The following is a 23,584-nucleotide window of genomic DNA, read 5'->3' on the forward strand; positions in this document are numbered from 1 at the left end:
TCGATCCTGGGGTAATCGGTCAGAGTGAAATGGCGGCGGTGGCGAGCGGCTCCGACAGACGTCCGTCGAGCAGCTGCGGCAGCAGCTCGAGTGCATCCTCGAAACCGGTGATCGGCACATAGGCGATGCCGGCGGCGCGGCAGTGTTCGATCAGCCGGTGCTTGGCGAACACGAAATCGACGCGGTCGGCTGCGCAGAAATCCGAAACGCCATCGCCGACAAGCAAGGTGCGCCTGGCGCCGTCGGCGCGCGCGCGGGCCACGCACGCGCACTTGCAGGTGCCGCTGGCGCAGCCTTCTGCCTGGTGTGGCGACTCCAGTTTCCAGCGCCGCGGCTGCTCGGCCGGCACAAGCCGGTTGGCAATCACGGGAATGTCGTCCAGCCCGTAGCGACCAAGAATGGCGTGGATCGCGTAATCCAGCCCGTCGCTCACCACGCGGACCGGCACGCCGAGTTCGCGCGCCCGGGTCACGAAGCCCGGGAACGCGTGATCGATCCACAGATGGGAGAGGTGCTCATCCAGCTCGTCGCGGTGCATGTCGAGCAGTGCCACCTGGCCGCGCATGCAGGCACGCGAGCCGATGCGGCCGGCTCGCCAATCGCGCTCCAGCACCTCCCAGCCGGGTCGGCCGTACCGATCCAGCAGGGAGTCGATGACGTCTTCCACGGCGATGGTGCCGTCGAAATCACAAAGTATGGTCCAGTCGGCCATGGAGGATCGGTTCGCAGAAAGGGTGATCTGCAATCTAGATCGGGTTTCTTTCTGCACGCTTTCCAGTGCGCGCGCTCCGACTTCGGGTGCCTTGGCGGCCCATGCAGACGTCTATGGCATCGCCAGGGCGTTGTTGCTGCGGTCCGCATCCGGCAAATCGCGGTTAGGGTCGAGCGTGATCGACTTCAGCTTGCGCGCGCCATCGACGTGGATCACATAGCTGTGGTGCTGCATCCAGGTTTCCCACGGCACCCGCACGTCCTGCTTGCTGCCGTCGTCGTAGACGAGTCGCAGCGTGGCGGGCAGGACCAGCTGGTCGAGGTTGGCCACGGTGACGTCGACGCCCTTGCGGTAGTCACCTTCGGTGTAGGCGGCTTTCTGCACGGCCATGTCGAACTGCCAGTTGTGTTTGAACCAGCCGCGCCAGAACCAGCCCAGGTCTTCGCCGGTGTCGCTTTCCATGAAGCGGAAGAAATCCGACGGGCTGGGGTGCTTGTACGCCCAGGTGGCGATGTAGCGACGGAATGCCGGGTCGAAGCGTTCCGGTCCGATGATCTGCTCGCGCAGCAGGACCAGGCCGAAGGCGGCCTTGAAGTAGCTGATCGGGTGACGGTACTTCTCCGGGATCGCGTCGGCCAGGGTCATCGGCGGTGGCGCGTCGGCCTCCTTCAGGATGGCGGCGATCTGCTCGGCCGGGGTGCCCTTGCCGGGGGCGTATTCGCTGTCGCGCTTTGGCGCGAACTTGCCGCCGTCGAACGCCTCGGCTTCGTACACGTCGGCGAAGGTGTTGAAGCCTTCGTCCATCCACGCATCGCGCCGTTCGTTGCTGCCGACGATCATCGGGAACCAGGTGTGCCCGATCTCGTGGGCGATCAGCATGCGCAAGACCGGTCCGGCGGCTTTCTTGTGGTCGAAGGTGATGCCCGGGTACTCCATGCCGCCAGCGGTGCCGGCCTCGTTGATGGCCACCGGATACGGGTACGGATAGTAGGTGCGCGAGAAGAACTCGACCGATTTCTTCAGGTTCTGCGTGGCCACGCCCCAGGCCTTGTCGCCAGCGCTTTCCACCGGATAGGCCGACATCGCCAGCGCGGTCTTGCCGTCGGGCAGGTTGATGCGGGCGGCATCCCAGATATAGGCCTTGGACGCGCCGAAGGCCACATCACGCGTGTTCTTCATCGCGAAGTGCCAGGTCAGCGTGCCGCCGTGTTTCGGTCGGCTGGCCGGGTCGCCGACTTCGGCGGCCGAGCGGATCATCACCGTGGCATCGCTGTGGCGCGCCTTGTCCAGCCGTGCACGCTCGGTCGCGGTCAGCACATCCTGCGGGTTGAGCAGCTCGCCGGAACCGACCACCAGCATGTCCGACGGCACCGTGATGCGATAGTCGAAGTCACCGTATTCGAGATAGAACTCGCTGTTGAGGTAGGGCTGCGTGTCCCAACCGCGCAGGTCGTCGTAAACGCACAGGCGCGGATACCACTGCGCCATCTCGAAGATGTCGCCCTGCTTGTTGGCGTTCACATCGGTGCGGCCACCAAACTCGCCGGGTACGGTGTAGTCCCAGCGGATGTGCAGCTTGAGCTGTCCGCCGTGTCCCTTGAGCGCGCGGGGCAGGATGACCTGCATGCGGGTGTCGCTGATCACCCACTTGGCGCTTCGTCGATGGCCGGCGGCATCCTCCACCTCGATCGAGCGGATGTGTTCGCCGCCGGTGAACTCGGTGGGGAACTTGCCGCCGCCGAACGCGCCGCGCGCATCCTTGCGGTAGCGGTTCTGCTCGATTTGCAGCCACAGCACGTCGAGGGTGTCCGGGCTGTGGTTGGTATAGGTGATCACTTCGCTGCCGCTGAGCTGGCGGGTGGCGGGATCGAGGGTGGCCTCGATCCGGTAGTCGGCGCGGTTCTGCCAGTACAGCGGGCCGGGTACGCCGCTGGCGGAGCGGTACGCGGTGGCAGGTTGCGGATAGTGGTAAGGCGCGAAGGTCTGCAGCGGATTGAAGGCGTCGGGTGCCGGGTCGGCCGCCATCGCCGGGGTCATGAGCAGTGCGGCAAGGGTGATGGCGAGGGAACAGGTGAACTTTTGCATGGGATGCCTTGGGGACGGGGAGTTACGGTTGGCTTCGCTTTCGGACCAGAGCCAGTAGTTCGTGGCAGGCGCCCATCGTGTGATAGTCGGTCTTGCCAGCCGGGCTTTTCCGGTGGTCGATCTTGCGATTGTCGCGGGTGAGGATGCGGTACCAGGCACCGTGCCGGTGATCGACGAAATGCTCCCACGCATAGGCCCACAGTCGCCCGTACCAGTCGTCATAGGTCTGCTCGCCGGTGCGTTCGTGCAACAGGGCGGCGGCGACCAGTGATTCGGCCTGTACCCAGAAGTACTTGTCGTCGTCGCAGATCTGGCCATCCGGCGCGAAGCCATAGCAGATGCCGCCCCATGCCGAATCCCACGCGCGGGTGAGCGCGGTATCGAACAGCCGCCGCGCCGTGGGCAGCAGCCAGTGGCAGGCGATGCCGCGTTTGCGCAAGAGCGGTTCCATGAGCAGCAGCAACTTGGCCCATTCGGTCTGGTGGCCGGGCTGGAAGCCCCAGGGGCGGAACAGGTGCCGAGGGTCGTCGCGGTGATAGTCCCAGTCGATCTCCCAGTCCTGGTCGTAGTGCTCCCACACCAGTCCTCCGGCCTTGGCGGCCTGACGCCGGGTCATGTGAACGGCCAGCTGCTGCGCGCGATGCAGATAGCGCAGATCGTCGCTGCACTGGTAGGCCGCCAGCAGCGCTTCACACAGGTGCATGTTGGCGTTCTGGCCGCGGTAGCGGCTGAACTCCCAGTTCGCGTCGGCCTCGTCGCGATACAGGCCCACGGTGGCGTCCCAATAACGCTGTTCCAGCAGTTGCCAGGTCTCTTCCATCCATGCATCCGCCTGCGCGATGCCGGCCTTGCTGGCCGAGGCGCAGGCGAGCAGCACGAAGGCCGCGCCGTACGCGTGGTTGGTGCGATCCTCGGGTCGGCCGTCCCGGATGGTCCAGGCATAGCCGCCGCTTTGCGGATCACGATGCACCTCACGCAGGTAGCGCAGACCGTGGCTTGCGGCATCGAGATAGTCCTCACGCCCGAATTCCATCGCGGCCATAGCGTAGTTGAAGACGAAGCGCGTACTGCTGACCAGGTGGCGATGGTTGCGGTCGTAGATCGTGCCGTCGTCTTCGAAGTAGTGGAAGAAGCCGCCGGCAGGGTCGATCGCGTGCGGGTGGTAAAAGGCCATCGTCTGCGCGATGTGGCTGCGCAGGAAATCGGGCGAACGGAAATCGGGTGTGGACTTCATGGCTGTGCCTGCATGAAGGCGAGCACTTCGTCGCCAGCCGGCATCGCGGAAAACGAACCCTTGCGCGTCACCGTGAGTGCGCCGCAGGCGGCGGCGAAGCGCAGCATCGCGTGCAGGCGAGGCAACTGGCCCACCAGCCGATCGAGCCGGTCGGGTGTCGCGTCGAGTTCGGCCAGGCAACACAGCAGGCCGCCGACGAAGGCATCACCGGCCGCCGTGCTGTCGACCACGTCGACCGCATAGCCGGGCAACTCACCCTCGGCGTCGGGGTGGAACCAGCGCAGCGGCCGCGCGCCATCGGTCACCACCAGCAGCCGCGCACGGCCTTGCCACAGCCGGTCGAGCGTGGCCTGTTCGCCATCCACGGCCAGCCAGCTGAACTCCTCGGCGGAGAGCTTCACCACGTCGGCCAGGTGCAAGGCCGGCCACACCCGTGGTTGTGGATCGACGTTTGTCGGCCACAGGGCGGGGCGCAGGTTGAGGTCGAAGCTGACCAGGGCGGCGGCGCGGTGCGCGCGCTGCATGCCCTCGCGCGTGGCCTCGGCCAGGGCCGGGTCGGTCATCGAATTGGAGCACACGTGGAACACCGCCACGTCGGCGAAGGCGTCCGCGCGAAAGTCGCTGGCGCGAAATAGCAGGTCGGCCGTGTGCTCGCGATAAAAGCTGAAACTGCGCTCGCCATGCGCGTCCAGGTTGACGAAGGCGAGCGCGGTGTTGGCCAAGTCGGTGCGAGCCACATCGGCGGTACTGACGCCGGCCTGCTCCAGGCTGGCCAGCAGGAATTCGCCGAAGCGGTCGCGTGCCAGCATCCCGGCGAACCGCGCCGCGCCACCGAGCCGCGCCGCGGCCACCGCCACGTTGGCGGGTGCGCCGCCGGCGAACGGCGTGAAGCCGCTGGCGAAACCCTGCGCGTCGACGCGGTCGGCGTGCAGGTCGACCAGCGCTTCGCCGAAGCAGAGGATGGCTCGCCTGGTCATGTGCGCGCCGCCTCAGTCGACGTCGCTGCGAACCTTCGAGCCACTGATGCCGTAGAACGCGATGTACAGGTAGCACAGCAAGGGCAGGAAGAAGGCGTGCTGCAGACCGATATTGTCGGCCAGCACTCCCTGCAATTGAGGAATGATTGCGCCGCCCACGATGGCCATGATCAGCAGGCTGGACGCCTTGCTCGTCATCGGCCCCAGCCGTTCGATGGCGAGCGCGAAGATGGTCGGGAACATGATCGAGTTGAACAGGCCGATTGCGATGATGCTGTACATCGCGGTACTGCCGGTGCTGAGCATGGTGGTCAGCACCAGCAAGGCGTTGATTGCGGCGAACGTTGCCAGCAGTTTGCGCGGCGATATTTTCGCCATCAGCGCCGAGCCGGCGAAACGCCCGAGCATGGCGCCACCCCAGTACCACGAAACGTATTTTGCGGCCTGCTGCTCGCTCATGTGGCCGATGTCCGGCATCGACAGGTAGTTGACCATGAAGCTGCCGATCGAGACTTCGGCGCCGACATAAAAGAAGATGCCAAGCACGCCGAACAGCACGTGTGAATGGCGCAGCACCTCACCAAAGCTGTGGCGGTCGTGATCACCCTTGTCGGTGGCCTCGGTCAAGGCAGGCAGGCGGAACAGCCAGACGAAGATCGCCAGCAGGAACAGCACCACCGCCAGCCCAATGTAGGGACCTTGTACGGCCTGCGCCTGCTGGGTCTGGTAAGCCAGTTGATCGGCCGGCGCCAGCGCCGCCAGTTGGGCCGGGTCCTTGACCACGTTGGACAGGATCAGCAGGCCGCCGAACCACGGCGCCAGAAACGTGCCAAACGAGTTGAGAGCTTGCGCCAGGGTCAGCCGACTGGAGCTGGTCTTCTCCGGTCCGAGCAAAGCCACGTAGGGATTGGCGGCCACCTGCAGCACGGTGATGCCGGTGGCCAGGACGAACAGCGCGCCGAGGAAGGCGGGGTAAAGATGCAGCGCGGCGGCAGGCCAGAAGCCCAGCGCGCCAACCCCGGCGATGGCCAGCCCGGCCACGATGCCTTTCTTGTAGCCCAGCGCGGCCACCAGTCGACCCGCCGGCATGCCCATCAGGAAGTAGGCACCGAAGAACGTGAATTGCACCAGCATCACTTCGGTGTAGCTGAGCTGGAAACTGGATTTGAGATGCGGGATCAGGATGTCGTTGAGGCAGGTCAGGAAGCCCCACATGAAGAAGATCGTGGTCAGCACACCCAACGCCAGCGGATTGCTGGTGTAGGGCTGGTGGCCGGATTGGTCTCCCGGGACGGGCGCTGACGTATGGGGCGGCTTCGCGGCAAAGGCCATGGCGGGTTCCGGTTTGCGGTGGTCGGGATCAGGCGGGACTTCGGCGGCGGCGCCGCAGCGGCACCTAATGTAACCGTTTTCATCGAGGCGCCAATCACGCGCTGCAACATACCTTGCGGCGGTGTTACCTTCACCGGAATCTCGTTCGGCTGATGAGGTGCGTCATGCGTCGCAGCACCACGATTGTGTTTGCCCTGCTGGCATCGGCCATCTGTGCGCCAGCGTTTGCGTCGGCTGGACATGCGGCCGACGTCGATCCGCGCATAGGCACGGGTGGCGATGGCCACACTTTTCCCGGTGCCACGGTACCGTTCGGCATGATCCAGCTGTCGCCCGATACCGCGATGCCGGACTTCAAGCATGCCTACAAGTGGGCTGCGGGTTATCGCTACGGCGATCCCACCATCATGGGTTTCTCGCATACCCACTTCTCCGGCTCCGGTCATTCGGACCTGGGCGACGTGCTGGTCATGCCGATTGCGGGCGAGGTGCGGCTGGAGCCGGGCGATCCGTCCAGACCGGGCAGCGGCTACCGTTCGCGTTATTCGCACGCCAGCGAAGTGGTGCAGGCGGGCTACTACGCGGTGACGCTGGGCGATTATGGCGTGCGCGCCGAACTCACCGCAGGCCGGCGTGTGGGCTGGCATCGCTACGCCTTTCCCGCGGACAAGTCTGCGCATGTCTTGCTGGACCTGCGTCCGAGCATCTACGACTACCCGGGCAAGGTGCTGTGGGCGAGCCTGCGCGTGCGCCCCGATGGCAGCGTCACCGGGTGCCGCACCACGCGCGGCTGGGCGCCGGGACGCGAGCTGTGTTTCGCGATGCGCTTTTCGCGGCCGGTGGCCTCTCGCGAGCTGTACAACCGCGAGGCCGACATCGCCTACAGGGGTTTCGCCGGGCCGGGCAACCGGCCGAAGGACGGCGACGCCCAAAACGGCCGCGCGCTGGTCGGTGTGTTCGATTTCGGCAAACTGGCGCAGCCGCTGGAAGTGAAAGTGGCGATTTCGTCGGTGAGCGAAGCCAATGCGCTGGCCAATCTCGACCAGGATGGCAAGGGTTGGGATTTCGATGACCGGCGTGCCGAGGCGACGGCGGCGTGGAACAAGGCGCTGGCAGTGGTCGATGTCGATGCGCCGAAGCGGACGCGGACCTTGTTTTACACCGCGCTGTACCACGCGATGCTGGCGCCGACCCTGAGCATGGACGTCCATGGCGACTACCGCGGCCCGGATCATGCCGTGCATCGGGCGAAGGGCTTCGACTTCTATTCCAGTTGGTCGCTGTGGGACGTGTACCGCGCGCAGCAGCCGTTGATGGTGCTGCTCGATCCGCGGCGCAGCACGGATTTCATCCGTTCGCTGATCGCCGCCGGTCAATCCAGTCCGTTCGGCATCCTGCCGGTGTGGGCGTACCAGGGGCTGGAGACGTGGTGCATGATCGGTTACCACGCGGTGCCGGTGATCGCCGATGCCTACATCAAGGGCGTGCGCGGTTTCGACGCCGAGGCAGCGCTGAAGCTGATGGTCGCCAGCGCCAGCTACGGCGCCTACGGTGACCTGGCCGATTACATTAAACTCGGCTACGTACCGATTGACCGGGAGCCGGAGGCAGCTTCGAAAACGCTGGAATACGCCTACGACGACTGGTCGCTGGCGCAGATGGCCAGGGCCATGGGCAAACCCGGTGTCGCGACCACTTTCATGAAGCGGGCGGGCAATTGGCGCCATGCCTGGGATTCGAAGACCGGGTTCATGCGGGCCAGGCTCGGCAACGGTCAGTTCCGCGAACCCTTTGATCCGACCTTCGCCGGGTACGGCAGCGACTTCACCGAGGGCAATGCCTGGCAATACTCGTGGTATGTGCCGCAGGACATTCCCGGCCTGATCCGGGCAATGGGCGGCAATGCGAAGTTCGTGGCCAAGCTGGACCAGTTGTTCGACGCCGGGGTCGACCCGGAGCACTTCAAGAACGTCGAGGACATCACCGGCCTGATCGGCTGGTATGCACACGGCAACGAGCCCAGTCACCACATTGCCTATCTGTACGACTATGCCGGCGCACCGTGGAAAACCCAGCAGCGGCTGAAGCAGATCATGGACAGCCAGTACGCGCCGCGACCGGACGGCCTCAGCGGCAACGACGACCTGGGCCAGATGTCGGCCTGGTACATCTTCACCGCGCTGGGCTTCTACCCGGTGACACCGGCCAGCGATGTGTACGCGATCGGGCGGCCGTTTGTGCCCAGGGCCACGCTGCACCTCTCCAATGGCCACGATTTCGTCGTGAGCGCGGCCCCGATGGACGATGCGCATCCGTGGGTCGGGGCGGTCACGCTCAATGGCCGGGCGCTGGAGCAGCCGACCATCCGCCATGCCGATATTCTTGCCGGCGGCGAACTGCATTTCCGCATGCAGTCGACGCCGAATCGACACTGGGGCGGGTATCCGCCGGCAAGGCCGGATGTGAGCGCAATGGGTGACGACTGAGGATCAGGCGGATGGCAGTCCGGCGCACACGTGCCAGAATACGGAACGCTGACAGGACGGGTGTGCAGATGGGCCGAGGCAAATGAAAATCAGCGGCATCATGCGTTGGCGGGTTGCCGGCCTGCTGCTGGCCATGCTGATCATCGTGGGCCTGCCCTATATGGTCACCAGCGACAATGCGCGGTCAACGCAGTTGGCCAGCGCCTGGGTCACCCATTCGACGGCCGTGCGTTCGCTCGCCTATCAAATCGCCAACACCGTCCACGACAGCGAGGCGGCGACCTATCGCGTGCTTGCCGGCGACGGGGATGCTGCGACCCGGACGCGGGCTGCTTACGCCAGCTCGGACGTGCCGGCGTTGCTGCGGCGGCTCAGGTCGATGACCAGCGACAATCCGCAACAGCAGATGCTGATCGGTGCCCTGGAGACCAGCGTGAACGGTCATCTCACCCTGATGCAGGATGCACTGCGGCGGGTGGGGCAAGGCAATGTGGCCGGTGCGCGCGAATCGCTGCGCACGGCAAGTGACCTGTTTCCGATCAACGCCAAGATCCAGGGCATCGTGGAGAACGAGGATCAGCTGTTGGCGGTGCGCGAAAAGGCAGCGTCGAGTCGCGCCCTCAATGGACGGCTGGTGTTCGCCATCACCGCGTTGGCGCAGTTGCTGCTGCTCGCGATCATCGTGGTTGCGTCCGAAAAGCAGATCGGCCGGCGGCGACTGGCCGAAACGCGCGAAGGCCGCGCCGTGCAGCGTTCACGACTGATCCTGCAGTCCGTGCGCGAACCCATCGCGCTGTTCGACGCGAACCTGCGCAGCCTGCTGGTCAACAATGCCTTCAGCGAACTGTATGACGAGGATCTGCAGCACGCATCGCGGCCGCTGCTGGAGATCGGCGACGGCGCGTGGAGCGACGCCGTCCTGTTGCAACGGCTCAGAGACGTCCTGCTGCGCGACCGCGAACTGTGGGATTACGAAATGGTGCAGCGCGTCGGCGACGGGCAGGAGCGGCACGTGGTCATCAACGCGCGCCGCCTGCAACTGCAGGAGAGCGACGAGCCCACCCTGCTCATGACGGTGAGTGACGTGACCGTGCGCGCACTGACCGAGCAGCAGGTCACCGAACTCAACCGCCAACTGGAAGGCAAGGTGGCGCAGATCTCGGACATCAACCGCGAACTGGAGGCGTTCAGCTACTCGGTGTCGCACGATCTGCGGGCGCCGCTCCGCCACGTGGCCGGCTTCGTGCGCAAGTTGGAGCGGCACCTGGGCGAACATGTCGACGACAAGGCGGCCCACTACATCAACGTCATCGACGGCGCGGCGCAGCGCATGGCGCAACTGATCGATGACCTGCTGGTGTTCTCACGACTGGGACGCAGCGCATTGCGGTTGCAGGCGGTGGACATGCAGACGCTGGTTGACGAGGCGCGTGGATTGGCCGAAGCGGGTCAGGAGGGCCGGCGTATCGTCTGGGCGATCGATGCCTTGCCGATGGTCATAGGCGATGCCAACATGCTGCGCACGGTGTGGCAAAACCTGCTCGGCAACGCCGTCAAGTACACCGGACACTGTGAAGTGGCGCGTATCGAGGTGAGTGCGAGCCGCAGCGACCGCGGTGACTACGAATTCACCGTGGCCGACAATGGTGCCGGCTTCGACATGCAATATGCCGACAAGCTGTTCGGGGTGTTCCAGCGGCTGCATCGTGCCTCGGAATATCCCGGCAATGGTATCGGCCTGGCCAACGTACGTCGTATCGTCACGCGCCATGGCGGCCGAGTCTGGGCTGAGGCGGAGCCGGACAAGGGTGCAAGGTTTCATTTCTCGCTGCCAGCGACCGATCTGGCAGGAACACACAACGGAGAGTCGGCGGCATGAACAAGAAAGAACTGCGCACCGTGCTGCTGGTGGAAGACAGCGTGGCAGATGCGGAGATGGCCATGGATGCGCTGACCGAGGCACACCTGGCCAATCCCGTGGTACACGTCGAGGACGGCGTGGAGTGCCTGGATTACCTCTACCTGCGCGGTGCCTGGGCCGAGCGCGAGCCGGGTGACCCGGCCGTGGTGCTGCTGGACATCAAGATGCCGCGCATGAACGGGCTGGATGTGCTGACCCGGATGCGCGAGGACGAGCGCATGCGGCGGATTCCGGTGGTGATCCTGTCTTCCTCGCGCGAGGAAAGTGACCTGGCCCGCAGCTGGGACCTTGGCGTGAATGCCTATGTGATCAAACCAGTCGACGTGGATCAGTTCTTCGAGGCCGTGCGCACGCTTGGACGGTTCTGGGCGGTATTGAATGAAGCGCCCTGCACGGATTGATGCACAATAGGCGAATCAGGGAACAAGGCGGCAGACTGCGTGCATGCGGCAGCGACGCAGAGCGCCATGAGAGCGATGGGGGAACAACATGCCCAACAGGCACACCCGGACCATGCCGACCATCCGCGTTCTGCAGGTGGAGGACAACGAGCTCGACGCCGAGCTGGTGCTGGCTGAGCTGGAGGCCGACGACATTCCCCATGTGGCCCGACTGGTGGACGACGAAGCCGGGTATCTCGCCGCGCTGAGTGAGTTTGCCCCGCACATCGTGTTGTCCGATCTGAGCCTTCCGGGTTTTTCCGGCCAGCACGCGCTGGAACTGCTGCGCGAACGCGACGAGGACATGCCGTTCATCTTCGTCTCGGCCACACTGGGCGAGGAAGCCGCGATCGAGGCGCTGCGCAACGGTGCCACCGACTACATCCTGAAACAGAATCCCGCCCGGCTGGCCAGTGCCGTGCGCCGTGCGATGGTCGAATCGGAGGCACGCAAGGCCAGCCGCCGCGCCGAGATGGAGCTGATCCGTGCCCAGCGCTTCGAGAGTCTGGCCATGCTGGCCGGCGGGCTCAGCCACGACCTGCGCAACCTGTTGCAGCCGTTGCTGCTCGCCGGCGAAAGCCTGCAGGATTACCAGGACGATCCTCGTCTGGCGCGACTGGGCAAGCTGGTGCGCGACTGCGGCAAGCGGGGCCTGGACATGGTGCACTCGATGCTGTCCTTTGCGCGCGGTGCGCGGCGCGCCGAGCAGGTGCGGCTGGGTGCCTTGTTCAGCGCATTCGAACTGCTGATGCAGGGCAGTGTGCCGCGTTCCGTGGCGATGGAACTGATCGTCGACGACCCGGAGCTGTCGTTCGAAGGCAACCACACCGAGTTGCAGCAATGCCTGCTGAACCTGTGCCTGAATGCCATCCAGGCGATGCCCGATGGCGGCAAGCTGCGTATCGAGACCTCGCAGACCCGGCTGGACGAGGATTTTTTCCTCGACGAAGAGCAACCGCGATGTGGCCGCTACCTGTGCATCAGCGTGATCGATGAAGGCCCCGGCATGGAGCCGGAGGTGCTGGAACATTTGTTCGAGCCGTTCTTCACCACCAAGGAGACCGGGACCGGCCTGGGCCTGCTCTCGTGCAAACGCATCGTTGCCAGCCATGGCGGCGTGATGCGGGTCCACAGCGAGCTTGGCAAGGGCACCCGTTTCGATCTGTACATGCCGCTGGATGAACTGGTTGCCGACGCCGAGTCGATGGACGACATGGAAGGCCTGCAGGGTTCCGCCGAAAGGGTGCTGGTGGTAGTGGAAGAGGCCGGTCAGCTGTCGATGCTGACCGACACGCTGGATACCTGGGGTTACCAGGCGCACGCCAGCCAGAGCGGCACCGCCGCCTTGCAGTGGATCGAGGCCGGCGGGCTGCCGGACCTGGTCGTGCTGGATGCGGACATGAACCTGTTTACCGGCGTGCGCACACTGGCCGCCCTGGTCGATCAAGGCTACGAAGGTGGCGTGATCCTGCTGACCCGTGCCGACGCCCCGCCGGACCTGCATGAGTTGCCGCCGCTGGAGCGACTGCACCTGATCGACAAGCCGGTCACCACCCCGGCGCTGTTGCGCGCGCTGCGCAAGGCGCTCGACGAAGGTGGCGAGTAACGCGGCGCACCATCACCGTAGCGCCGGGGAGGGCGATTCGTTCGGTGCCAGGCGGATGCCGTGCCCGCCGTCTGCATCCGCAGGGCGGGCTCTGCCCGCCGCTCTCCGGCAAGGTACAAGGCGAAAGGCGGCGGGCAGAGCCCGCCCTGCGAAAGCCCGGTGCGCTGCCGTGACGACTCAGTCGATGCCGAGCTTCTTCAGCTTGTAACGCAGCGCGCGGAAGGTGATGCCGAGCTTGCGTGCGGCGGCGGTCTTGTTGTAGCGCGACTCCTCCAACGCCTTGACGATGGCGGTGCGCTCGATATTGCTGATGTAGTCGTCCAGACCGCCATTTGCCGCGGTGGGTGCGGGCGCCGCGGGCGAGGGCTCGTTGCCGGCGCCGGGCGTGGCGGTATCCATTGCCGGAGGGCGCGCGCCGCGCTGCGGCAGCATCAGGTCGGTCGCGTCGATGGTGCTGCCGTCGCACATCGCCATGGCGCGCTCGAGGATGTTCTCCAGCTCGCGCACGTTGCCCGGGAAATCATAGGCCTCCAGCGCTTCGCGCGCGCCGGCGGATAGCTGTCCGACCCCTTCGCCACTCTTGCCCGCGAGCGACTTCAGGATGAAAGCGGACAATTGCGGCACGTCGCCGCGGCGTTCGCGCAGCGGTGGTACGCGCAGCTCGATCACGTTGATGCGGTAGAACAGGTCCTGGCGGAACTGTCCCTGCTCGACCAGCTGGCCCAGGTTCTTGTGGGTGGCGGACAGGATGCGCACGTCCACCGGGATCTCGTCGCGGCCGCCGATCGGGCGCACCGCCTTTTCCTGGATGGCGCGCAGCAGCTTGACCTGCATGTGCAAGGGCAGCTCGGCGACCTCGTCCAGGAACAATGTGCCGCCCTGGGCGGCCTGGAACAGGCCCTCCTTGTCGGCACCGGCGCCGGTGAAGCTGCCCTTGCGGTGGCCGAAGAACTCGCTTTCCATCAGCTCGGACGGGATCGCGCCGCAGTTGACCGGCACGAACGGTCCACTGGCGCGCGGGCCTTGTTCGTGGATCAGCCGCGCCACCAGCTCCTTGCCGACGCCGGACTCGCCGGCGATGTATACCGGCGCCTGGTTGCGCGCCAGCTTGGCAATCGTGACGCGCACCTGTTCCATCGCCGGCGAGTCGCCGATCAGGCGGGAGGACGATGCGCCGGCCCTGGCGTCGCCACCTTCGCGCTTTTCCTCGGCCAGGCGCAGCGCGGTGCGCACCAGCCCGCGCAGCATCTGGATGTCCACCGGCTTGGAGACGAAGTCGAAGGCACCGGCCTTGAGCGCGTTCACGGCAGCATCGACGTTGCCGTAGGCGGTAATCATCGCCACCGGCGTGTCCGGGCAGGTCTCGGCGATCAGCTCGATGATCTCCTGGCCGTTGCCGTCGGGCAGACGCATGTCGGTAAAGCACAGGTCGTAGCTGTTTTCGGACAGCGCCCGACGCGCATCGGCCACGGTGCCGACGGCTTCGACCTGCAAATCCATCCGCCCCAAGGTGATGGTCAGCAGTTCACGGATATCGCGTTCATCGTCGATGACGAGGACGGTCTGCAGGCTCATGGTTGATCGCGTGGGGAATAGGTGGTGTGAGAATACCCGTCGCTGCAGGCAAGAGCAAAGCCGTATGCCGGTGTGGCGCGGGCGTTCAGCGTGGCTGGCCGGGGTCCGTCGGCCGACCCCGGAGGCGGCTTATCGACCCAGTTTGCGCTCGAAGAAATCCACCATCACCTGGTAGGCCTCGCGCGATTCGGGTAGCTCCGGATCGGAAAAGAACGAGTGCCACATGCCATCCCATACGTGCAATTCGGCATCGACGCCTGCAGCGCTGAGCAGGCGCTGGCTCTGGATCACCGAGCTCATGGTGAAGTCGCGGGTTCCGGTGATCAGCAGGGTCGGCGGAAACTGCGCCAGCATGGTCGGTGAATTGGCCGGGAAAACCAGTGGATCAGTGGCTTTCGCGCCCTTGAAGTAGGGCAGATCGGTGAGTTTCAGGATCGTCCGGGGTACAGGTTCGCCGTTCAATAGCGGGGCGATGTAGGTGGAGTCGCCGCCCAGCTCGGTGAGCGAGCCGCAGAACGTGCCGATGGCGCCCGGCATCGGCAATTTTTTGTTGATGATCCAGGCTACCGATTCGGCCGTGAGTATGCCGCCGGCGGAGCAGCCGTAGATGCCGATGTTCGTCGCCGGGTAGTGTCCGAGCAGGGCACGATAGACCGCCTCGACATCCTCGCTCGCGGCCGGAAAGACATGCTCCGGCCCCTGGCGGTAGTCGACGCTGACGACCTTGATCGCGCCCAGGCTGGCCAACGGGATCGATTCCACCAGGCCGCCGCTGTGGGCGCCCCACAGGAAGGCGCCACCATGCAGGTTGATCAGCACCCGTCGCTGTTGCTTCGCCGCGATGCCCCGGGATGGCAGCACGACATCGACATGCACGCCGCCGAGGGTCTCCGCGTGGATTGTTACCGGGTAGATCTTCTGCATGCGCCGGACGCGGTCGCGGTTCATGCGGTCGTAGAAAGCGCGGCTTTGCGCGATCGGTGCATTCAACGCGGGCGCCTTGCTGCCGGCGGCGATCATTGCGGGGAAGAATGCGCGTGCTTCGGGCGAGGCAAGATTCGAATAGGGGATGGTCAGTGCGGGTGAGGTCACGCTGCCATCGGCGTTGACGCCCGGCGCGACGGCCTGCGCGGATACCGTCACGCCAGACAGGCTGGCGCACAGCAGGATTCCCGGCAGAATGCGTGAAACACGTGATGCGTGCATGCGGTTGCTCCCGTGTGGGTGGCCGTGCGTCGTCAGGCCGGAAGATGCGAATTTGCCGACGCAACGGGCGGGGCTCACTTCATCTGGTCAGTCGATGCGGCGTGAGCGGGCAAGCCGGTGGCGTCGCCAGACAAGATCTCCTGCAGCTTCAGGTACACGCCGTTGGTCCAGCCGAAGCCGACCACGTTCTGGCTGTAGCCGGCGCTGACATGGACGTCGGCGTTGCCCAGCACCATGTTGTATTTCTCGCGAATGGTTCCGTCCGTGGCGACGCCACGATCGACGGTGGCGCAGAACTTGCGGGCGATGCGGCGCGCATCGTTCCGGTAGCCATAGGCATCGAGGCCGGAAACGGCGAGCCAGTTCGTGGGTGCCCAGCCGAAGGGTGCGTCCCACTGCGCGCCGCTGGGTTGATCATCCATGGCAAGGCCGCCCGGCTGCTCGAACACCGCAAGATGATCGCGCACGGCCCTGGCCTGTGACGCGGAAGCCGCGCGGGCCCAGAGAGGATAGAAAGTGGTGATGTAGGGGTGCGCTGCCGGCTTCCCCGCGACGAAGTCGTAGTCCAGGTAAATGCCTTCATCGGGGTGCCACAGGTATTTGTCCATCGCCTGCCTGCGCGCCTGCGCCAGCTTTGCCCAATGGGTGGCGTCGGCGGTCTTGCCCAGCTCCAGCGCAAAGTCGTGCAAATCCATCTCGTAGCGATACAGCAGGCTGTTCAGGCCCACCGGAGCGTAGTGATGGGTGGAGCCGGCAAACGGACCGAAGTGGAAATTGACGTCGAAACCCGATTCGCGCATCGCACGATCGCCAAGATAGTAGTCGGCGCTCAAGCGATAACCGTCCAGCCACGCGTCGGCGCACACCTTCGATGTGCGCACGTTGCAACTGGTCGAGGCCAGGCGCGCGGCTTCGGCATCATCGGGATGTCTGGATGCCTTCACCAGGTAGCCGGGGTTTCTCGCGGGATGCGCCAGCAACCACTTGATCACGCCGAGGTAGTAGTCGGCGTTGCGCGCCTCCAGCACCGGGCCGGTGCCGAAGTCGAAATAGCGGGCCAAACCCGTGTTGCCGGCACGGTGCCCGGCGCGCGTCCAGATATCGTGGTTGCGCACGGCCAACGGGTAGGCCTGCGCTAGCCAGGCGAGTTTCGAAGCCTTGTCGGGGAAGCTGGCCGGATCATCCAGCACGGCGGACATCATGGCGCCGAGAAAGGGAGGTTGCGAACGGCTGAGGTAGTAGGTGCGGTTCGCATTCAGTACGCCGCCGTAGTACTCGACCTCGAACAGGGCGTTGTCGACCATGTGACGGGCGAGTTCGTCGCGATGGTCGGCGACCAGGCCGAGCACGATGAAATAGCTGTCCCAGCCATACATCTCGTTGAAGAAGCCGCCCGGTACGACATAGGGATGCGGCAGATAGAGGAGCCCTTGCGCGGACAGTTGCGCAGGGTCGATGTCGCCGAGCTTGTCGATGGCGCGGGGCAGGGTGGCGAGCGCGATGCCGCAGCGTTTCGCGATCGCGCGAAGCTTTGCCGAGACCGGCATTCGTGCGGGAAGGTAGAGCACCGGATGCGTGTTGACCTTGCTGTCGGCCAGTGCCGAGCAATCGTCCAGCGAGCGCGTCAAGGTGCCCCAGGCATGGTCGATGTACGCGCGGGTCCGCGCTGGATCCGGACGGGTTGCCGCGGCGGCGCCGGTGGCGAATGCGAGCGCCGCCAGCAGCACCAGGCTGCGCCATTTGCTGGTCGTCGACCGGCATGGCTTGTGGATGCGCCCACGCGTGGGTGGGGTCTGCTTCCGGGGCGACTGTTGCGTATGTGCCATGTCTTGCGTCCGATTGGTGAAAAACGAGGTGTCCGGGTGGCGGGTGGCATGCCGCGCGTGGTGAAGCCTCAGAGTGCCTTCCGGACAAGGCGCGTCCTGCCATGGGTATCGCGATCGATGGTGATGTCGTAGTGCCTGCCGCGGAAGGTGATGTTTTTCAGCGTCATCGATTTCCACGTTGGTGGCAGAGCCGGAGGGTAGGCCTCGAGCAGGCCTTTCGGTTCGATGCGCAGCCCGGTCACGCCATAGAGCAGGTCCTGCACGAATCCCGCCGAGCCGGTGAGGAAGTAGCCGGTGTTGTTGGTGGCGGTTTCGGTACGCACGTTGAATGGCGGCTTGAACATGTCGGCGGCGGCATTGCGCGCGATCCAGCGTGCCGCGTCGTCCGCGTTGCCGCTGGCGGCTGCCGCGATCGGCATCGGTCCGAGACCCATCGTGGCGGGGATGCCCTCTGCTGCGTCCCGCGGTTTCACCGCGATGGCGTAGTCGTTGCGTCGCACCTGCATGCTCATCGGCAAATCGAGCGAGGGAAACGACAGGAAGGCAAGGTCGCTGTCGCCGGGGTCGTGCAGCACGGTTTCGTCCATGTCGAGGTGATGCCGTCCGCTGCTGGAAAACGGCAGGTAGAGCCTGGCGGCGATGTCGGCCCAGCGAGGATCGGGTTCCCTGCCGACCACTGCCGCGGCGGCGGTGGCGATCCGCAAGGCCTTGGCCGCGTCGGCATTGGTGAAGGTGTCGTTGGGCACGTCGTTGTAGTTCTCCTCGACCGAGGTGACGTGACGGATGTCGTAGCGCTGCTTGGCTGCGTTCCAGCTGACCCGGCTGGTCCAGTAGCGTGCGACCTCGCGGATCACCGGCCAGCCGTGGGCTTTCAGCCATGCCTCGTCACCGCTGGCCAGGTAGTACTGCCATTGCGCGATCGCCACGTCGGCATTGACGTGGATCTCGCGTTCGCCAAGCACCCGGGCGGCGTGCAGGACCTGCTCGGTGCCGTTCTGCGGATCGGCCTCCCATGGATACATCGCACCTTGCAGGCCCCGTGCCTGCGCACGCTGTTGCGCGGCGGGCAGGGTGCGGTCACGGAACATCACCAGCGACTTGGCGCGCTGTGGATGCAGCAGCAGCAGCGCCGGAAAGATCCAGGAGTCACTGTCCCAGAAGACATGGCCGACATAGCCGGTAGTCAGCCCGCACGCGCCGATCGCCCATGCGGTGTCGGGGGTAGCGTTGGCCAGCAGGTAGTACAGGTCCGAATGCACCACTCGCTGCGTGTCGGGGTCACCGTCGATGACGATGTCGCTCTTCCACAGCTCGACCCACGCCTTGCGGTGGGCATCCAGCAAGGCGTCGAAGCCGTCGGCGCGTGCCGCCTTCGCCAGCGTCAGGTCCGTCCTGGCGTCGCCGCCCCAGCCCGTGCGCGATGCCGCCACGTACTTGGCAAAGGTGTAGGTCCGACCCTTGTGCACCGGCACGCGAAGATCGAGCGACAGTCGATAGGCGCTTCGGTAGAGTTTTACCTCGACTGGCTGCAGCCCCGCCGGCAGACTGATCGCGGCCGCCTCGGCCATGCCCGGGCCTTGTTCCGCCCGCCCATCGAGCCACAGGGTCAGCTCCTTGCGGTCTCCCCCACTGGCCAGCACGTGGGTGTCGCCGTGGTACCACACGGCGGCGCGATCCGGCGTGGCTGGTGGAAGCGCCTGAAAGCCCAGGTTGTGCGCGGCCACGGCGATCTGCATCTCGGCACCAGTCAACCTGGCCAGCGGCAACCGCGGTTGGTGCGGTGCCCACAGGTTGAACGCAAACGACAACTGCACCACGCCGTCGAAGTCCGGCGTGAGCGAGATCTGGCTGGCGGCCAGATGCGGTGTCGCTCCGCTGACCAGGCTCACCACCTCGACCCGCGTGTTGCGACCGTGGTCGAGGTAGCGATAGCGGGTGGTCAAGGTGGCCTCGTGCATGTCCAGTACTTGGCGGTAGTCCTGGAACACGCCGGGGCTGAGGTCCACCTGGTTCATCCAGAAATGGCCGGCGGGCGACGACCCCGTGCTGTAGTCGATCTCGGTCCAGCCGGGAATCGCCGCCGGCCGGGACATGTCGTCCTTGCCGTAATCCATGAAGCCGACCATGTAGGCCAGCTTGCCTTCGGTACCGCGTGGCCCGGTGGTGGTGGACAGATAGCCGTTGGCCAGCTGGCCGGGAAAATAGCGGGTGAAATCCTTCGCGGTTGCGGTCAACAGAAAGCCCGGATCGGTGGCTGCGTGCGCGATCGTGGCGGCGCCACCGGCCACTGCCACGAGCAGCAGCATGAGTCGCCGGATCGCACGCTTCATGTATTTCGTCCCGAAAGCCACGCCGATGCTCCTGTGGCTATTCCGCGTGACGAGAAAGCACGACCTTGCCACTGCTGTCGCGTCCGATCACGACATCAAAATGCTTGCCGCGAAAGCCGACGTGCCTGAGCGTCAGCGATTTCCATGTCGGTGGCAGCACCGGCGGATACGCCTCGACCAGGCCGTTGTCCTCGATGCGCAGCCCTGACAGGCCATAGACGAAGCTCTGCACAAAGCCGGCCGAGCTGGCCAGCAGATAGCCGGCGTTGTTGGCGACGGTCTCCGTGCGCACGTTGAACGGCGGCTTCAGGAAGCCGACCAGGTTGCGCTGGATCCAGTCGCCGGCGGCTTTGCCGTCGCCCAGTTCGGCCTCGCCCACCGCAAGCATCACCATCATCATCTCGTTCGGGTCGTCGCCGTGCGTCTGGAGCTCGTGCAACTGGAACGCGAAGTCATTGCGGCGCACCTGTGGCGTCATCGGCAGGTCGAGGTTGGGATACATCAGCCAGACCAGTGACGAGCCCATCCAGGTGATCTTGTCGTGCGGCACCGAGGCATCGAAGTCGAGGTGGCGCTGTTGCGCCTGGTCGAACGGGATGTACATCTTCGCGGCGATCTCGGCCCACTTCGGGTCGGCAGTGGCGCCCACCGCCATGGCCGCCTTGTCGGCGATCTCCAGCGCCTTGCGCGCGGCAGCGTTGGTGAACGAGTCGTTCGGCACGTCGTCGTAGGCCTCGTCGGGCGAGGTCACGTGCAGGATTTCGTAGCGATTGGCGGCAGCGTTCCAGCTCACCCGGCTCTTCCAGAACTCGGCGATCTCGCGGATCACCGGCCAGCCGTGCTGTTTCAGCCACACCTTGTCGCCACTGGCAAGGTAGTACTGCCACTGCGCTATCGCGATGTCGGCATTGACGTGGATCTCGCGAAACACGCCGTAGGCAAAGTGCGGCGTGTTGTCGACGCCGGTCTGCGGATCGGCCTCCCACGGGTACATGGTCCCCTTCGCACCGTACTGTTTCGCCCGTTCGCGAGCCGGCTGCATGGTGCGGTCGCGGAACATCACGATCGGCTTGGCGCGCTCGGGGTGCAGCAACAACAGGGCAGGGAACACCCACGAGTCACTGTCCCAGAAGGCATGGCCGGCGTAGCCGGGCGTCAGCGCACAGGCACCCATGGGCCATGCCGTACCGACGGTGGTGTTGGACAGCAGGTAGTACAGATCCGAGTGCACCGCCTGCTGCACCGCGGAGTCGCCAACGATCACGATGTCGGATTTCCACAGTGCATGCCAGGCAGCAACATGGCGTGCGAGCAGGTGGTCGAAACCGGCGTGGCGTGCCGCTTCGGCGAGCTTCACGTCCGCCCTGGCATCGCCGCCCCAGTCCTGCCGGGAGGCGGCGATGTATTTGGTGAAGATGTAGGTCCTGCCCTTCTGCACGCTGACGGTGAGGTTCAGCGACAGTTTGGTGGGTCCTTTTTCCAGGCTCGTCTGGTCTATCTCGATGCCAGCCGGCAGACCGATGGCTGCGGCTTCAGCCATGTGCAGGCCCTGTTCGGCCTGGCCATCCAGCCACAACAGCAACTGCCTGGCGTCGCCGTCGCTGGCAAGAATACGGGTATGGCCGGGGTACCAGACCGCCGCGCGATCCGGCGTGGGCACCGGTTTGTTCTGCAGGTTCTGGCCGCTGGCGATCACCGCATTGATCATCTCGTCGCCGGTCATCGTGGCGATCGGGAAGCGTGGCTGGTGTTCCGACCACAGTCGGATCGGGAAGGTCAGCTGCACCTTGCCGTCGAACTGCGGGGTGATCGACAGCCGGGTGGCGGCCAGGTGCGGATCGGCCTGGCTGACGAAGGTGGTCACCCGCACGTCGGTCGACTTGTTGGCGTAGTTGAAGCGGTAGCGGGTCGACAGCGTGCCGTCGTGCATGTCCAGCGTCTGCGTGTAGTCGGCGAAGATCTTCGGGTCCAGCCGGATCGCGTTGAGCCAGCCGCCGCCGGGGTTGTAGTCGATCTCGCTCCAGCCCGGGATCGCCGCGGGGCGCGAGATGTCGCCCTGGGCGTAATCCATGAACGCGACCATGTAACCCATGTCCGGCTCGGTACCGCGTGGCGAGGTCATCGTCGAGAAATAGCCGTTGGCCAGATAGCTCGGGAAATAGCTGCCGAAGTTCTTCGAGGTGGCGGTCAGCAGGAAGCTGGGATCGGTCTGGCCGAACGCGGGCAGGGACGCACCGAGTCCGAACAGGCACAGGCAGCTGATCAGGGCAGGGCGGATTTTCATGCTGACTCCGGGCGTGACAAGGCGGACCCGTGCGGGCGTGGCCTCTATTTGGCGGTGAGGCCGATGCTGACCGGCATGGCTGTTCCCTCGCGATCGGTCTCGCGCTTGAACAGGAACAACGAAATCAGCAGCAACGTCATCGGGATCAACGAAAAGTAGAAGGCATGGATGCCGTCGAAGCGGGCGAACACGATCGCCGTGATGCGCGAGCCGAACGTGCCGCCCAGCGCCGAGAAGATCACGATCAGTCCGGTCATCGCGGCATGCGACGGCTTGGGCAGCGAGCTCAGCGCCACCGAATTGATCACCGGGTAGATCGGCGCCATCAGCAGGCCGATCAGCGGAATCAGGTAGGCCGCGATCGGCGCATTGAACCAGCCCACGTCCGCGCGGGCGACCACATGCTTCGCCAGCGGCAAGGTCACCACCACCAGCAAGCCCATGCCGAACACGCAGATGTTCAGCAGCACGTACCACGGCACCCGCCGCAGCACCTGGCCTGCGAGCAGACGCCCGATCGCGGTCGTGCCGGCCAGGATCGTGGCCACTTGCACGCTCATCGCGTTGGGCAGCTTCAGCACCTCGTTGTTGAACGTGGGCAGCCACGTGCCGAAGCTCTGTTCGATCAGCACGTAGAGAAAGGCCGAGATCAGGAACACGTAGACCAGCGGGCGCAGGAACAGCTGCAGCATTTCCAGCAGGGATCCGCGCATCGAATTGGTATGTTCATTGTGCGCTGCCGACTCATCCATCCGCGAGCCGGCCAGCAGCACGATCACCAGTACGCAAATCCCGGCCAGCAGCCAGTAGACATTCAACCAGGACGGATTGGCCGGCGCGGCGCTATCGATGAAGGCGCTGAAGATCCAGCCGCCGGCCAGCACGCCGACCATGAACAAACCCTCGATGGTATTGGTCAGCCGGCCGTGTTCGGCCTTGTTGCTGGTCAGCAGCCCGATCGACGAATACACCGCCACCTTGGTCAGCGCGAACGACACCCCGATGCAGGTGAACAACAGCTCGGTGGTATGGAAGCCGGGGTAGAGCGGCATCAACACGCAGGCAAGGGCGACGATCACGAGCGCCAGGATCATCGCGCGGCGATAGCCAAGCAGTGGCAGGAACGAGGCGACGAGCAGCGAGGTCACCGCGATCGTCAGGTCCTTGAACAACTCGAGCAGACTGGCCTGCGGCTTGTCCACGCCGAAACTGACGATCGCCTGCAGGATCACCGTGCCCACGCTGTTGAGCAGGATCGCGAAGACCATGTAGATCAGCGCCAGCGCGACGATCATGCGAATTCGGTTCATGGGCCCCAGCTTCGTGGTGAATCCGCGGAAACGCCGCAGGGTGCGCCACTGACGAGATGCCATGCACGGCGTCGCGGCGCAACGATTTGGATGTGCGGATCAGAGTTTGCCGTCAAATGGTATCGGTATCAAGTCGTGGTAACGGTATCATCCGGATGACGGCGGAGCACTGCCATGGTGCGACGGGATCGAGGTGTGGCTCGACGGCAGTTTGGCTGCGAATGGCATGGACGCCTTTGGCGTAACTGGCCACACTGGGC

At 65.1% G+C, this 23,584-nt stretch carries 15 protein-coding genes; 4 read left to right on the forward strand and 11 right to left on the reverse strand.

Translation table 11 applies throughout. The features are described from left to right. Positions 1 to 19: 19 nt before the first annotated feature. The 5 genes from AC0L58_RS03530 to fucP all read right to left on the reverse strand — a co-directional run bounded on the left by AC0L58_RS03530 (position 20) and on the right by fucP (position 6,340). Complete coding sequence (locus AC0L58_RS03530; RefSeq protein ID WP_473688547.1) at positions 20 to 712, reverse strand: MtnX-like HAD-IB family phosphatase; 693 nt, start codon at positions 710 to 712, stop codon at positions 20 to 22. A 111-nt stretch (positions 713 to 823) separates the two neighbouring features. After that, positions 824 to 2,797, reverse strand: coding sequence for a M1 family metallopeptidase (locus AC0L58_RS03535; protein WP_473686750.1), 1,974 nt, complete (start codon positions 2,795 to 2,797; stop codon positions 824 to 826). 22 nt (positions 2,798 to 2,819) lie between these two features. Beyond that, positions 2,820 to 4,031 (reverse strand): AGE family epimerase/isomerase, encoded by a 1,212-nt coding sequence (locus AC0L58_RS03540; protein ID WP_473686752.1) that lies wholly within the window; start codon positions 4,029 to 4,031, stop codon positions 2,820 to 2,822. Next, a complete protein-coding gene (locus tag AC0L58_RS03545; RefSeq protein ID WP_473686754.1) occupies positions 4,028 to 5,008 on the reverse strand; it encodes a carbohydrate kinase family protein in 981 nt (326 codons plus the stop codon). Before AC0L58_RS03545 ends, AC0L58_RS03540 begins: the two co-directional genes overlap by 4 nt. A 12-nt stretch (positions 5,009 to 5,020) precedes the next feature. Then, on the reverse strand, positions 5,021 to 6,340 hold the full coding sequence (gene fucP, locus AC0L58_RS03550) for an L-fucose:H+ symporter permease (protein WP_473686756.1): 1,320 nt from the start codon (positions 6,338 to 6,340) through the stop codon (positions 5,021 to 5,023). 164 nt (positions 6,341 to 6,504) lie between these two features. Between fucP and AC0L58_RS03555 the strand changes: the two genes are divergently transcribed. The 4 genes from AC0L58_RS03555 to AC0L58_RS03570 all read left to right on the forward strand — a co-directional run bounded on the left by AC0L58_RS03555 (position 6,505) and on the right by AC0L58_RS03570 (position 12,793). Continuing rightward, entirely contained in the window at positions 6,505 to 8,826 is a 2,322-nt protein-coding gene (locus AC0L58_RS03555; RefSeq protein ID WP_473686758.1) for a GH92 family glycosyl hydrolase, read from the forward strand. Positions 8,827 to 8,908: 82 nt separating this feature from the next. Further along, positions 8,909 to 10,705, forward strand: a complete 1,797-nt coding sequence (locus AC0L58_RS03560; RefSeq protein ID WP_473686760.1) for a sensor histidine kinase — start codon at positions 8,909 to 8,911, stop codon at positions 10,703 to 10,705. After that, positions 10,702 to 11,148 carry a response regulator gene (locus AC0L58_RS03565; protein ID WP_473686762.1) on the forward strand — a complete coding sequence of 149 codons (447 nt, stop codon included), beginning with the start codon at positions 10,702 to 10,704 and terminating at the stop codon, positions 11,146 to 11,148. The genes AC0L58_RS03560 and AC0L58_RS03565 overlap by 4 nt, the downstream gene beginning before the upstream one ends. An 88-nt stretch (positions 11,149 to 11,236) precedes the next feature. Continuing rightward, entirely contained in the window at positions 11,237 to 12,793 is a 1,557-nt protein-coding gene (locus tag AC0L58_RS03570) for a response regulator (protein WP_473686764.1), read from the forward strand. A 177-nt stretch (positions 12,794 to 12,970) separates the two neighbouring features. Here AC0L58_RS03570 and AC0L58_RS03575 read toward each other — a convergent pair whose 3' ends face one another. From AC0L58_RS03575 to AC0L58_RS03600, 6 genes are all read right to left on the reverse strand, one after another. Further along, positions 12,971 to 14,368, reverse strand: coding sequence for a sigma-54-dependent transcriptional regulator (locus AC0L58_RS03575; protein ID WP_473686766.1), 1,398 nt, complete (start codon positions 14,366 to 14,368; stop codon positions 12,971 to 12,973). A gap of 129 nt (positions 14,369 to 14,497) precedes the next feature. After that, positions 14,498 to 15,574 (reverse strand): alpha/beta hydrolase, encoded by a 1,077-nt coding sequence (locus AC0L58_RS03580; RefSeq protein WP_473686768.1) that lies wholly within the window; start codon positions 15,572 to 15,574, stop codon positions 14,498 to 14,500. A 74-nt stretch (positions 15,575 to 15,648) separates the two neighbouring features. Next, on the reverse strand, positions 15,649 to 17,400 hold the full coding sequence (locus tag AC0L58_RS03585) for a trehalase family glycosidase (RefSeq protein ID WP_473686770.1): 1,752 nt from the start codon (positions 17,398 to 17,400) through the stop codon (positions 15,649 to 15,651). Positions 17,401 to 17,468: 68 nt separating this feature from the next. Continuing rightward, positions 17,469 to 19,730, reverse strand: coding sequence for a glycoside hydrolase family 65 protein (locus AC0L58_RS03590; RefSeq protein ID WP_473686772.1), 2,262 nt, complete (start codon positions 19,728 to 19,730; stop codon positions 17,469 to 17,471). Between the two features lie 37 nt (positions 19,731 to 19,767). After that, positions 19,768 to 22,014, reverse strand: coding sequence for a glycosyl hydrolase family 95 catalytic domain-containing protein (locus AC0L58_RS03595; protein ID WP_473686774.1), 2,247 nt, complete (start codon positions 22,012 to 22,014; stop codon positions 19,768 to 19,770). A gap of 44 nt (positions 22,015 to 22,058) precedes the next feature. Continuing rightward, positions 22,059 to 23,324: an MFS transporter gene (locus AC0L58_RS03600; RefSeq protein ID WP_473686776.1), complete on the reverse strand. Its 1,266-nt coding sequence runs from the start codon at positions 23,322 to 23,324 to the stop codon at positions 22,059 to 22,061. Positions 23,325 to 23,584: the final 260 nt, after the last annotated feature.

Source organism: Rhodanobacter sp. G2-10 (genome assembly GCF_055809185.1).

Bases quoted from the DNA above. Each gene is read 5' to 3' on its own strand.
- AC0L58_RS03555 (WP_473686758.1), top strand. From the start codon at position 6,505: ATGCGTCGCAGCACCACGATTGTGTTTGCCCTGCTGGCATCGGCCATC.
- AC0L58_RS03575 (WP_473686766.1), bottom strand. From the start codon at position 14,368: ATGAGCCTGCAGACCGTCCTCGTCATCGACGATGAACGCGATATCCGT.
- AC0L58_RS03560 (WP_473686760.1), top strand. From the start codon at position 8,909: ATGAAAATCAGCGGCATCATGCGTTGGCGGGTTGCCGGCCTGCTGCTG.
- AC0L58_RS03595 (WP_473686774.1), bottom strand. From the start codon at position 22,014: ATGAAAATCCGCCCTGCCCTGATCAGCTGCCTGTGCCTGTTCGGACTC.
- AC0L58_RS03585 (WP_473686770.1), bottom strand. From the start codon at position 17,400: ATGGCACATACGCAACAGTCGCCCCGGAAGCAGACCCCACCCACGCGT.
- fucP (WP_473686756.1), bottom strand. From the start codon at position 6,340: ATGGCCTTTGCCGCGAAGCCGCCCCATACGTCAGCGCCCGTCCCGGGA.
- AC0L58_RS03535 (WP_473686750.1), bottom strand. From the start codon at position 2,797: ATGCAAAAGTTCACCTGTTCCCTCGCCATCACCCTTGCCGCACTGCTC.
- AC0L58_RS03540 (WP_473686752.1), bottom strand. From the start codon at position 4,031: ATGAAGTCCACACCCGATTTCCGTTCGCCCGATTTCCTGCGCAGCCAC.
- AC0L58_RS03530 (WP_473688547.1), bottom strand. From the start codon at position 712: ATGGCCGACTGGACCATACTTTGTGATTTCGACGGCACCATCGCCGTG.
- AC0L58_RS03570 (WP_473686764.1), top strand. From the start codon at position 11,237: ATGCCCAACAGGCACACCCGGACCATGCCGACCATCCGCGTTCTGCAG.
- AC0L58_RS03600 (WP_473686776.1), bottom strand. From the start codon at position 23,324: ATGAACCGAATTCGCATGATCGTCGCGCTGGCGCTGATCTACATGGTC.
- AC0L58_RS03565 (WP_473686762.1), top strand. From the start codon at position 10,702: ATGAACAAGAAAGAACTGCGCACCGTGCTGCTGGTGGAAGACAGCGTG.
- AC0L58_RS03580 (WP_473686768.1), bottom strand. From the start codon at position 15,574: ATGCACGCATCACGTGTTTCACGCATTCTGCCGGGAATCCTGCTGTGC.
- AC0L58_RS03545 (WP_473686754.1), bottom strand. From the start codon at position 5,008: ATGACCAGGCGAGCCATCCTCTGCTTCGGCGAAGCGCTGGTCGACCTG.
- AC0L58_RS03590 (WP_473686772.1), bottom strand. From the start codon at position 19,730: ATGAAGCGTGCGATCCGGCGACTCATGCTGCTGCTCGTGGCAGTGGCC.